We start from the raw sequence: 11,866 nt of genomic DNA, 5'->3' as shown, positions 1-11,866 counted from the left end.
ATTCTCCTGGCTCAGAAATTTTCCCTAATCCAGACACCCTCAGCCTTAGGAGCATTTCTATCCGATTTGGAGGTACTTGACTTTTCTGGAAACCCGGTCCTAGAGAGAGATTGCGCCCCCAAGCAGCCGCGGATATAAAAATTTTACAAAAACAAAATAATGATCAGGACTAGATGCTTGAAAATGAGTTGTGCTCTAGTCGCTCCAGAGCACCTCCTAAGGGGGGTCTGTGCTGGGAGTCTCTCCCAGCCGAATCAGTGGAAACGTGCAGAATTCCTTTGAAAGTATTGTTGAATCTTTTCTCTCGTGCTGGCAGTCTCCCCCAGCCCAATCAATGGAAAAAGAAAAAACTAGAAAGGCCGAATTAGCACAATGGGGGTTTGCTCATCGGCGTTGCCGGCGGGATTTTTCCTTAGGGCTTTGATCAGCAGCTGATGAGAAACCCCTTTGCTTGCGGCCAAAACTTTGACTGCCCCTAGGTCATTGACATCAACAATGGCTACGCCAAGGCTGGTTTGAGCCGCCAGATCATCGACTATGGCTTGGGGGTTGGCAGGCCCCATGACAATAAATTGGTCGTAGGGGGGCAGTGTGCCGGTGACATCGTCAATGAGGCGAGCTTGTTCACCAGCCAATTGATAGAAACCGCCCTTGTGGCCAAAGATTTTAGCGATCGCTCCGCCAATAAAAGCCAACAGCACCCGCAACTCCCCCACTTCTTCAACGAGGGCTTGCATGCCACAGGCCGTGGCCAAACTGGAGGTGGGTAGAAAGAATTGACAGACCCGCGTTGCTACCCAGCCGGGGCGCAGTTGGGCTGGATCCTTAAGACGGCCTTGGATGATGGCAATGGGGGTTTCACCAATGGCCACAATATCTCCCGGTTGGGCATGGGGCATAACGTAGCGATTGAGTACCTCGGGGAGAATATCCAAAGGCGTCAGTAAATGGGTGCGAATGGGTAGCACCTGAGCTCCCTCTGCCGGCCGCCACACACCCGTTTCTCCCTTGGCCGGAAACTTCAGGGGGATAAATTCATGATGGGTTTTCGGGAAGCGACCATGGGCGCCATAGGCAACGTAGTGAATCTTGACCCAAGCCGCCTTGACCTCGCTCACACCGATTCCCTGCAAATCCACGCAAATCTCGACATTTGTTTGCTTTGTGGACTTGACAATATAGGCAAACCAATAGCCATCGGCACGGGGCGGGCACTCTGGCTCCGGGTGGCGGGGGATAACCTGCACATTTGTTTCAATGTCCTCCACGCTGCCCTCGGACAGCAACACCACCTCTGCCCACAACTGGGGCACCATCACCTCAAGACCACGGTGGGGATTGCTCAACCCCAGTAGCCCAACAAAACGGTAGTGGGTTGGCTCGTAGATTTCTAGATTCCAAGTAGCACGGATCACTTCCAGGGGATGGGCTGGCCGCCGGCGATACCGCCATTCCAGAGCGATCGCCCCCAAAAGGACTAGTGATCCAAGGGCGGCTGCCCCTATCCCCATCACCGTTGCAATCATCACGTGTCCTGTACCACTGTATTTCCCGTATTCGCTAGATTACAGTCAGTTAGGCATTTTTGGAGTGACTGAATTTTGGAGTGGCAAGAGGTTCGCGGCAACTGGCTGTGTATTCCCCAGCGCCCCTTGGGGTGGATTCACTTTCTAGGGGGAGCCTTTGTGGCAGCGGCACCGCAGTTGACCTATCGGCGCCTGTTGGAGCACCTAGCGGAGGCAAACTATGGCATTATTGCCACACCCTTTGTGAATAGCTTTGATCATGGGGCGATCGCCCTCGATGCCCTCAATAAACTCGACTATGCCCTTGATTGGCTGGTACACCGCCAAGGCTACCCGCCAGCACTGCCCATCTATGGTCTAGGGCACAGTATGGGCTGCAAATTGCACCTGCTGATCAATAGTCTTTACGATGGCGATCGGGCTGGGAATATGTTCATGGCCTTCAACAACTACCCCGCCAGTCAATCCATTCCTTGGATGGACAACCTGGGCCCCGCCAGTGTTGAATTCACCCCCAGCCCAACCGAAACCGAACACTTCATTCAAAAGCGCTATCCCGTGCGCCGCAACCTCCTGATTCGCTTCCAGGATGACGACATTGACCAAACGGCGCGGCTGCGCAGTCTCCTCAGAGCCAAATTTGGCGATATGGTCACTGCCCTCAAGCTACCGGGGAATCACCTCACCCCCCTTAGCCAAGACCTCAAGTGGCAAGTTGGCGCAGAATTTTCTCCCTTGGATGCCCTCGGCCAGTGGATCAAGCAAAGTCTCTTTCCCGAAATGCCAGTTCTTGAGGCCTGCCTATTGGAGTGGCTCAATCCCTTGGGCGCCGCCCGCCGTTGCCGCCCGTAACGTGGCACAATCGCATAAGAAACCCTGAATGAAGAAAGGAATTTGCCCGTGACTGTTGCCCCCTCTGCTGCCCTCAGTGCTGCTGCTCGCCCCGATGCCCGGGGTCGCTTTGGTCGCTTTGGTGGCAAGTATGTTCCTGAAACCCTGATGCCCGCCCTCAGTGAATTGGAGGCGGCCTTTGCCCACTACCGCCAAGACCCTGACTTCCAAGCAGAATTGCAGCAGCTCCTGCGGGATTATGTTGGTCGCCCCAGTCCACTCTACTTTGCCGAACGCCTTAGCGCCCACTATGCCCATGATCAGGTCCAACCGCAAATTTACCTCAAGCGGGAGGACCTGAATCACACCGGTGCCCATAAAATCAACAACGCCCTCGGTCAGGTTCTCCTCGCCAAACGCATGGGCAAACAGCGCATTATTGCTGAAACAGGCGCCGGTCAGCATGGGGTAGCCACAGCAACGGTGTGTGCCCGCTTTGGCCTCCAATGTGTGATTTACATGGGGGTACAGGATATGGAGCGGCAGCGGTTAAATGTGTTGCGGATGCGTCTATTGGGAGCAGAAGTGGCCCCCGTCAGTGCCGGCACAGGAACCCTCAAAGATGCCACCTCAGAAGCAATTCGCGATTGGGTGACAAATGTTGAAACCACCCATTACATCTTGGGTTCAGTGGCAGGCCCCCATCCCTACCCAATGCTCGTACGGGAATTCCACGCCGTCATTGGGGCTGAAACCCGCCAGCAGTGCCTTGAGAAATGGGGCGGTCTGCCGGATATTCTCCTTGCCTGTGTTGGTGGTGGCTCAAATGCCATGGGACTGTTCCATGAATTTGTTGAGGAACCCCAAGTGCGCTTAATTGGTGTTGAAGCTGCCGGTCAAGGGCTGGACACCGGTCACCATGCCGCCACCCTCACCAAAGGGGAAGTGGGAGTGCTCCACGGCGCCATGAGCTATCTATTGCAGGATGCCGATGGTCAGGTGGTTGAGGCCCACTCCATTAGCGCTGGTTTAGACTATCCAGGGGTGGGGCCAGAGCACAGCTACCTCAAGGACATTGGTCGGGCAGAATACTACAGTGTCACCGATACTGAGGCGGTGGCGGCCTGTGTGCGCCTCGCTCAGTTGGAGGGGATTCTCCCCGCCCTGGAAACCGCCCATGCCTTGGCCTACCTGGAAACCCTATGCCCCCAATTGACGGGTCAGCCGCGCATCGTCATTAACTGTTCAGGACGTGGCGATAAGGACGTGGAAACCATTGGCCGTTATTTCGAGGCGCAGTAGGTACGGGGGATTCTTAACCTTTTTTAATAAAGTCACCTGTAGAGTGGAGCCATGAACATCCACAGCCCCGTTTTTATTTTTATGGTTCTTTTGGCCGTTATTTTAGTCATTCCGCCGCTGTTTGAGCGGCTGCAGCTACCGGGACTAGTGGGGCTGCTGTTGGCGGGGGTGCTCCTTGGGCCAAATGGGCTACAGTTCCTAGAACACGACAGCGACACCATCAAACTGCTCTCCGGCATTGGCAAAGTCTATTTAATGTTTGTGGCGGGGCTAGAAATTGATCTGAGCCATTTTCACAGAACTCGCGATCGCTCCCTGTTATTCGGGACCTTGACCTTCATGATCCCCCTGGCAACCGGATTCACCATTGGTCGCTGGTTTGGTTTTGACTGGAATGGCTCGCTCCTCATTGGCTCGCTGCTGGCTTCCCATACCCTTCTGGCCTATCCAATTGTGCGGCAGTTGGGGGTTGTCCACAATGAAGCCGTGATTATCACGGTTGGCGCAACCATTTTTACCGATACGGCGGCGCTGATGGTGCTGGCCATCTGTGTGAGCATCAACCGCGGTGAGTTTACGGTATTGAGTCTCTTCAGCCAATTCATTGCCCTGGGTCTGTATTGCTTTCTGCTTCTGTGGGGGTTTGACCGCATTGGTAAGGAGCTTTTCCGGCGATCGGGCGATGCGCAGGGGAACCAATTTCTTTTCATTCTTTTGACATTATTGATTGCTTCCATCAGCGCCCAAATTATTGGCATCGAGCAGATTGTCGGTGCCTTTTTAGCCGGTTTAGCCGTCAATGATGTCCTGGAGGACAGCCCTGTCAAGGAAAAAGTGGAGTTCATCGGCGGTGTCCTCTTTATCCCCTGCTTTTTTGTGGACATGGGGCTACTCATTGACATTCCTGCCTTTGTCAAGACCCTCGCCTCCATTGGCATTACCGTTGCAATCGTCATGGGTCTCATTGGCAGCAAGTTCATTGCGGCTTGGCTTGCTGCCCGCTGGTATCGCTACACCTCAATGGAAATGTTGACAATGTGGTCGCTGTCTTTGCCTCAGGTGGCGGCCACCTTAGCGGCAACCCTAGTCGGCTTCCAGGAGGGAATCCTCACCCATGACATTCTCAATAGTGTGCTGGTGCTAATGGTGGTGACCTCAATTCTTGGCCCGATGATTACAGCACGCACTGCCAGTCGGCTGCCAATTCCCCAGCCCGAGCAGGAGGAGATTGAGGAACTGGCAACGTGGTGGAACGGCCACGAGGATCCCCAGCCCCACACCTTTACCGTTGTCGTCCCCATCCACAATCCTCAAACCCAACGCCCCCTCCTGGAATTGGCAGCCCTGTTGGCCCATCATGAGGCGGGGCGGGTTGTGGCCGTTGCGGTTATCCCTTGCCAAGTGCACATGAATGATCCCCACCTCGATACCAAGCTCCGTCGCTCTGGCAAACTGCTGCGCCGCGCCGCTGAACTGGCTGCACCCTACAACGTCGAGACAACCACTGCCATCCGTATTGATGAGGACATTGCCCTTGGCATTAGTCGCTTTAGTCGTGAACAGGAGGCGAGTCTCATTGTCTTGGGCTGGTCGGAAAGCAGTAGCTGGCGCACCCAGCTCTTTGGCAGCATCATTGACCGTGTCCTCTGGTCAAGTCCTTGTCCTGTGGCCATTACGCGCCTATTGGACGACCCGGAGAATATCCGTTCAATTTTGGTGCCAACGCGGGATCTCAGCCCAAGAACCCTACGGATTATTAGTTTTGCCCAAGCCCTCGGCAGTGCCAGTGAAGCCAAGGTGATGCTGCTGCACGTGGCCTTGCCCAACACGCCCTATGAACAAATGGCCCAGTTTGAGGAGAATTTGCGCCAGATTTTACAGGAAACCAAAGGCGCAAGTCCCCTGAACCTGCACATTAAAACCGTTGCCAGCAGTGATATTCCCACTGCCATCCTCGAGGAAGCCGCACTCTATGACTTGGTTTTAATGCGTTCGATTCGGCGCGGCACAGCAGGTGGGCTGGCGGTCAGTGACATCACCACCCAAGTGATCCAACGGCTGCAAACTTCAATTATCCTCTTTGGCGAACCGCCCCGCCTCAGCTAAAACTCGGCATTGCCCGGCGTCCGTGGAAAGGGGATGACATCGCGGATATTGTCCATCCCTGTCATAAACTGCACCAGCCGCTCAAATCCTAGACCAAAGCCAGCATGGGGGACACTGCCATAACGGCGCAAATCCAAATACCACCAGTAGGGGGCAGGATCTAGGCCTTGGGTCACAATTCGCTCCTGCAACACGTCAAAGCGTTCTTCCCGCTGAGAGCCACCAATGATCTCGCCAATTTTGGGTGCGAGGATATCCATTGCTGCCACGGTTTTGCCATCGTCATTGAGGCGCATATAGAAGGCTTTGATGGCAGCGGGATAATCATAGACAATGACGGGGCGCTGGCAGTATTCCTCAGCAAGATAGCGCTCATGCTCCGATTGCAGGTCTAGCCCCCAAGCCACCGGAAATTCAAAGGCACGGCCACTCTTTTCAAGGACTTGAATAGCTTCACTGTAGCTGAGGTGAGCAAAGGGTTGAGTGGCCATCTGTTCGGCAGTTGCCATGACGCTATGATCAATCCGCTCCTGAAAAAAGGCCATATCCTCTGGGCAGTGATCAAGGACGTAGCGAAAGACAAACTGCAAAAAGGCCTCCGCCAGTTCCATATCCCCCCTGAGGTCACAGAAGGCCATCTCTGGCTCCACCATCCAAAATTCGGCAAGGTGGCGCGAGGTGTTGGAGTTTTCAGCGCGGAAGGTGGGGCCAAAGGTATAGACGTTGGTAAAGGCGGTGGCCATAATTTCTGCTTCCAGTTGACCACTGACGGTGAGGTAGGCACGACGGCCAAAAAAGTCTTGACTGAAGTCAATCTTCCCCTCTGGGGTTTTGGGCGGCTGGGTCAAATCCAGGGTGGTGACGGTAAAGAGTTCCCCTGCCCCTTCGCAGTCACTAGCGGTAATGATGGGGGTATGCACCCAGAGGAATCCCCGCTCCTGAAAGAACTGGTGAATGGCAGTGGCACAGGCATTGCGCACTCGCATCACAGCGCCTAGGGTATTGGTTCGTGGTCGCAGATGAGCAATGGTGCGTAGAAATTCAAAACTGTGGCGTTTCTTTTGCAGGGGATAGGTTTCTGGATCGGCAGTGCCCCAAAGGTGAATCTCCTCGGCATGGAGTTCAATGGCTTGGTTTTTGCCAGGGGAGCGCACCAGCTCGCCTGTGAATTCTGCGGCAGCCCCTGTGGTCAGGTCTTTCATGGTTGGTGTTGCTGCTGCCACTGTGTTGGGAATAACCACCTGCAAGCCGGCTAGGGTTGAACCATCGTTGAGGTTGACAAAGGTGCATTCCTTGAGTTCGCGTTTGGTGCGCACCCAGCCTTTGACCGTGATGCGATCGCCCACTTGACCTTGGTGAAGAATGTCCTTAATCCGCTGCTGCATGGGTCTTGTTCCTATAACTGCGCAATTGTTACCCCTCGGCCACCCTCTTCAGGAGGCGCAAGGTGATAGCTTTGAACGCTGGGGTGCTGATCTAAAAATTGATGCACAAACCGGCGGAGGGCGCCACTGCCGTGGCCGTGGATAATCCAAACGGTTCCCTGCTGGCGGTTGAGGAATTCCTCTAGGAGAGGTTCCGCCTCATGGGTACGCTTGCCCCGCAGATCCAGGGTTCGGTCCTCGGTGCGGATGGCCAGTACCGTTGTGCGAGCAGTTGGTGGGGAGGGAGCTGAGCTAGGCTTGGGCTTAGACGGCAGGTGTACCGGTTCCCCCTGAAGGGATTCTACGGCGTGGGGCGGCACCGTAAATTTCACGGCACCCACTTGGACGACAATATCTCCCTGCTGGCTGACGCTGAGGACTTCACCCACCTGTTGCCATTGGCGTAAACGCACGCGATCGCCCGGTTGAGGAATAAAGCCAGCGGGCTGGGGGGGTGGTAGGTAGTTGTTTTCAATCTGCGCCAAGGCCGTTTGAGCCGCTTGTACCTGTTCAGGACTGTTGGCACGTTGCAGTTGGGCAATGATTTTGGCAATTTCCTGCTGAGCTTGATGGAGGGCAGTGCGTACCTGTTCCTCCTGTTGCTGACGTAACTGCTGCTGTCGCTGTCGTAGTTCCTGCGCCCTCGTGGCAATTTCCTGGTAGAGGGCTTCGGTATCGCGCAGCAGGGTCGCTGCCGCTGTGGTTTTGGCCTCCTGGGCTTGGCGCTGGGCCACCAGACCCATGATCATCTCATTGACACTGTTGCTATCTTTGCTGAGCAGGGCCTTGGCCTCCTCAACAATGCTGGGATATAGCCCCAACCGTTGGGCGATCGCCAGGGCATTGGATTGTCCTGGAATGCCCCACAGCAACCGATAGGTGGGGGCTAGCGTCTCCTCATCAAACTCAACGGAGGCATTTTCAAAGCGGCTGTCTTGGTACTTGAGGGCCTTGAGCTCACCATAGTGGGTGGTGGCAAAGGTGAGACTGGCGTGCTCTGCCAGATAGCGTAACAGGGCGATCGCCAGGGCTGTGCCTTCACTGGGATCCGTGCCTGCCCCCACTTCATCTAGAAGCACCAGTGTATTGCCCCCTGTGACCTCCAGCTCCGTGAGAATATCGCGGATATTGCAGATATGGCTAGAAAATGTGGACAGGTTTTGAGTCAGGGACTGCTCATCACCAATGTCTGCCCAAATGCCCGTAAACCAAGGCAACTCCACGGGTGCTGCCGCTGGCACATACAACCCTGCCTTGGCCATGAGGGCGGCCAATCCCAATGTTTTTAGGGTTGCCGTTTTCCCCCCTGTATTCGGACCTGTAATGGTCACCACCTTTGTGGCGGGCTGTAATTCAATGTCAATGGGGACCACTGGCTGACCCTGTTCATGGTGTTCCTGCCACACCAGGAGGGGATGACGCAAGGCCTTCAGGTGCAGCCGCGTCTGACTCACAAACTGCGGTGGGTTTCCCTGCAACCAGAGGCTATAGCGGGCACGGGCAACGGCCACATCGAGGGTGGTCAGCACATCCAGTAGATACCACAGATCATCACTAATCGTGGCCAACTGATCCGAAAGGGCTTGGCAAATGGCGCGTTCGACCTCCGCCTCCTGATGGGCCAGTTGTTGCAGGCGGTTTTGCAGGTCAATGGTTTCCTGTGGCTCAATGTAGAGTGTGGCTCCACTGGCGGAGAGATCGTGGACAATGCCCACAATCTGGTCTTTATGGGTGGCTTTGACCGCCAACACATAGCGATCGCGCCGTTGGGTAACCACTGGCTCTTGAATCGCTCCTGCTCGCTGCTGAAGAATCTGCTGAAGCTGCTGCTGAATCTGGGCGCGGCATTGCCGTTGCTGCTGGCGGATCTGAGCCAATTCAGGACTGGCGCGATCGCTCACTTGACCTTGATCGGTAATGCAGCGGTAGATTTCCTGCGTCACCTCAGGATAGGTGCGGACACCGGCCACCAATTGTTGGAGTTCACTGAGTTGCCCGTGCTCCTCAATTTGACGCCGCTGTTGCCGTGCAGTACTTAACAGGTGGGCGATCGCCAGCAATTCCGTGCCTTGTAAACAGCCCTGATGATCCAGTCGCGCAAGGGCAGGTTCAATATCCGTGACTTGGCTGAAATCTAAGCGCACTTGGTGTACCGTTTCTAGGGCAATCACCTCGGCAGTTTGCGCCAACAGCACTTGACTGGCCGCTTGGGTACCCCCTAGGATGTCTCCCCCTTGAAGCTGACGCATCCCCCGCTTTGTCGAAGCAAACGTTGCCAACTGCTGACACAGACGCGGCCACTCCAGACGCCCTAGGGATTTATCAAGGGCACTCATTTGTGACGTCGTAACAACCAATGTTCGCCATCTGCTGAAAACACTACTTCCACTGACTGTAGCACTGCTCACTCATCTGTGCAGCGGTTCTAGAGGACAATCCCCGACATCTCCGTATCCACGGCATCTTGCAGTTTTAGCAGGGTACTGGTAAGGGCTTCAGGATTGAAGTAGGTCCACCCCAGGGCTTTGGCAATGGTTTGTAATCGCTCTGTAATGCTTGTGAGCTCCCCAAAGAGATTTTCGCGGGGCAACCCCCCAAAGAGGGCCATCGCACCTTGATTGACTGCCCACTTGCATTCCGATTCATGGACACGGGTACGCATGCCACTGAGGAGAATGACATTCATTTGTGGATAGCGCTGGCGATACTGCCGACAAAAATCGTAGGGGTTAGTTTTTGGCATTCCCAAATCCAAGAGCAAGAGGTTGATGTTGCAGTTGAGGGACTCCAGATGAGCAATGATTTTTTCTAACTCAAAGTGGGAAGTTGCCCAAATCGTTGAAAGACCTTGGGAGTTCAATAATTCCCGCCACATTTCCCCTTGGGTACGGGAAGAATGGGTCATCAACACCGTCACTTGAGCCTTGCTCTCACGGGAGTGGTTGGTGTAGGGGTGAGGACTTGGCACATCCCGCAGGTCAATGTATTCTAGCTCTGACTCACCAAGGGTAATCCGATCCCCATGCCGCAGGATGTAGGGAGCCTGGATGCGCTTATTGCCCACAAAGGTCCCGTTCATGCTCTTGAGGTCAGTCAAATAATAACGATGATCTCCTTGGCGCTCAATGCGAATGTGATGCCGTGAACACCAGCGATCGGGCAAAACGATATCACAGTCTTTACTGCGACCAATTTGCCAAACAGGTAGTTGATCCAAGACAATTGAACGTTGCATGTAAACTGAGTGCAACAATAATCGGGGCGTGGGTGCCGCTAAAATCAGCTCAGTGGGACGCAGAAACCCCCGCTGCTGTTCACCGGAGCGAGTCGGTGAGTTTAAGTGGGGAACGTAGGTGTCGGGGCGATTGGCCGAAGCATCCATAGGAGTAACTCAAAAACTAAATTATTGAGTTCATTGTTATGCTGCCTATCCTAAGTTGTTGAGCAGCAGGGAACTACCTTCATCTTAATGTCAATAGAATGGCAGTAGCACCCTAAGGGGTTGCTAAAGCGTACTCGTTATGAGTATGATTAAGTAAGATAGGACAGTTGAATGACTGTCAAAGGAGACTGCTATGAGTGCAACAACTACGCTGAAAGAACAAGTGCTGACGACGCTAAAACGGGAACAGGCCAATGCAGTGGTCATGTATTTGAACTACAAAAAGTACCATTGGTTGACCTACGGCCCTCTGTTCCGCGATTTACACCTGCTTTTTGAAGAACAGGGGTCAGAGGTTTTTGCCATGATTGATGAACTGGCTGAGCGTAGCCTCATGCTGGATGGTCAACCCGTGGCGGATCCGGCCGACTACCTAAAAGTGGCCACGGTGACGCCCTCCAGCGGCCAGCTCACGGTCAAGCAAATGATCGAGGAGGCGATCGCCAACCATGAACTGATCATTACTGAGATGCACCAAGATGCCGAAATCGCCACTGAGGCCGGTGATATTGGTACCGCCGATCTCTACACCCGCTTGGTGCAAACTCACCAAAAACATCGCTGGTTCCTCAAGGAGTTCTTGGCTAAGGGTGATGGTTTGGTCAGTTAGTTGCGGATTGGGCCGTTGTAGTCAATGGTGGTGCGACCATCGGGAGCCACAGTAGCCACTGTTTCAAGGCTAGGCAGGGATTCGGGTACGCCATTGCTCACCCGATAGCCCAAAATCCGAAACGTGTAGGAGCCGTCGGCATTACGCACATAGGGGGCTTGGCGTACAGGACCATGCATGGACTGCTCAGCTCGATAGCGGGTTAATCCACCATTGGCACGCTCTGCGGCTTGGCGGGCATAGTTGCGGGCACGGACCAACTCAGCAATGTTGATAGGGGCTGAATTGGTGGCTTGGGCAAGGACCACTGCAGAGAAGGACAGGGGAGCCATCGCCCCGCTAAGCGTCGCCGTCAGAAGGAGGGCGGTGATCTGCTGCTGTTTCATCGGGCTTTCTCCAGTCGGTTATCTTTTTCAACGATAGCCAATGGGGACTATTGCTTTTGCTCTGAGGGCAACAATGATTTGCTATTTGCTTTCTGGTTACCGACTGGCCACCGTTGCTTCCAGTCACTGGCGAGCTTGCTCTTCTAACAATGGCTGGCTAAAGAGAAATCCCTGTCCCTGTTAACAGCCCAATTGTTGCAGGCACTACTTTTGATCGGTATTTTCAATGCCTTCCGCCA

The 11,866-nt window shown here is 54.4% G+C and carries 9 protein-coding genes; 4 read left to right on the top strand and 5 right to left on the bottom strand.

What is annotated here, in order from left to right; all coding sequences use genetic code 11:
• Positions 1-350 precede the first annotated feature (350 nt).
• Positions 351-1,526: a F420-0:Gamma-glutamyl ligase gene (locus TLL_RS12605; protein ID WP_164921060.1), complete on the bottom strand. Its 1,176-nt coding sequence runs from the start codon at positions 1,524-1,526 to the stop codon at positions 351-353.
• Positions 1,527-1,601: 75 nt separating this feature from the next.
• Here TLL_RS12605 and TLL_RS12600 point away from each other — a divergent pair, with 75 nt between their 5' ends.
• From TLL_RS12600 to TLL_RS12590, 3 genes are read left to right on the top strand one after another with little or no spacing between them, the layout of a single operon-like run.
• Positions 1,602-2,378, top strand: a complete 777-nt coding sequence (locus TLL_RS12600; protein WP_011058307.1) for a DUF1350 family protein — start codon at positions 1,602-1,604, stop codon at positions 2,376-2,378.
• A gap of 48 nt (positions 2,379-2,426) precedes the next feature.
• A complete protein-coding gene (trpB, locus tag TLL_RS12595) occupies positions 2,427-3,659 on the top strand; it encodes a tryptophan synthase subunit beta (RefSeq protein ID WP_011058306.1) in 1,233 nt (410 codons plus the stop codon).
• A 51-nt stretch (positions 3,660-3,710) separates the two neighbouring features.
• Positions 3,711-5,765 carry a cation:proton antiporter gene (locus TLL_RS12590; RefSeq protein ID WP_011058305.1) on the top strand — a complete coding sequence of 685 codons (2,055 nt, stop codon included), beginning with the start codon at positions 3,711-3,713 and terminating at the stop codon, positions 5,763-5,765.
• On the opposite strand, the gene asnS is transcribed toward TLL_RS12590, so the two are convergent.
• From asnS to TLL_RS12575, 3 genes are all read right to left on the bottom strand, one after another.
• On the bottom strand, positions 5,762-7,150 hold the full coding sequence (asnS, locus tag TLL_RS12585; RefSeq protein WP_011058304.1) for an asparagine--tRNA ligase: 1,389 nt from the start codon (positions 7,148-7,150) through the stop codon (positions 5,762-5,764). The two genes, TLL_RS12590 and asnS, sit on opposite strands and share 4 nt — an antisense overlap.
• 11 nt (positions 7,151-7,161) lie before the next feature.
• Positions 7,162-9,525 carry an endonuclease MutS2 gene (locus TLL_RS12580; protein ID WP_164921058.1) on the bottom strand — a complete coding sequence of 788 codons (2,364 nt, stop codon included), beginning with the start codon at positions 9,523-9,525 and terminating at the stop codon, positions 7,162-7,164.
• An 89-nt stretch (positions 9,526-9,614) separates the two neighbouring features.
• Positions 9,615-10,571, bottom strand: coding sequence for an FHA domain-containing protein (locus TLL_RS12575; protein ID WP_011058302.1), 957 nt, complete (start codon positions 10,569-10,571; stop codon positions 9,615-9,617).
• A 193-nt stretch (positions 10,572-10,764) separates the two neighbouring features.
• Here TLL_RS12575 and TLL_RS12570 point away from each other — a divergent pair, with 193 nt between their 5' ends.
• Entirely contained in the window at positions 10,765-11,241 is a 477-nt protein-coding gene (locus tag TLL_RS12570; RefSeq protein ID WP_011058301.1) for a Dps family protein, read from the top strand.
• Here the strand turns inward: TLL_RS12570 and TLL_RS12565 are convergent.
• Positions 11,238-11,627, bottom strand: a complete 390-nt coding sequence (locus TLL_RS12565) for a hypothetical protein (protein WP_011058300.1) — start codon at positions 11,625-11,627, stop codon at positions 11,238-11,240. The genes TLL_RS12570 and TLL_RS12565 overlap by 4 nt on opposite strands.
• Positions 11,628-11,866 lie beyond the last annotated feature (239 nt).

Source organism: Thermosynechococcus vestitus BP-1 (assembly GCF_000011345.1).
Taxonomy (GTDB): Bacteria; Cyanobacteriota; Cyanobacteriia; order Thermosynechococcales; family Thermosynechococcaceae; genus Thermosynechococcus; species Thermosynechococcus vestitus.
Note: the sequence above shows the minus strand (reverse complement) of the source record. Positions and strands in the feature narration are given on the sequence as shown.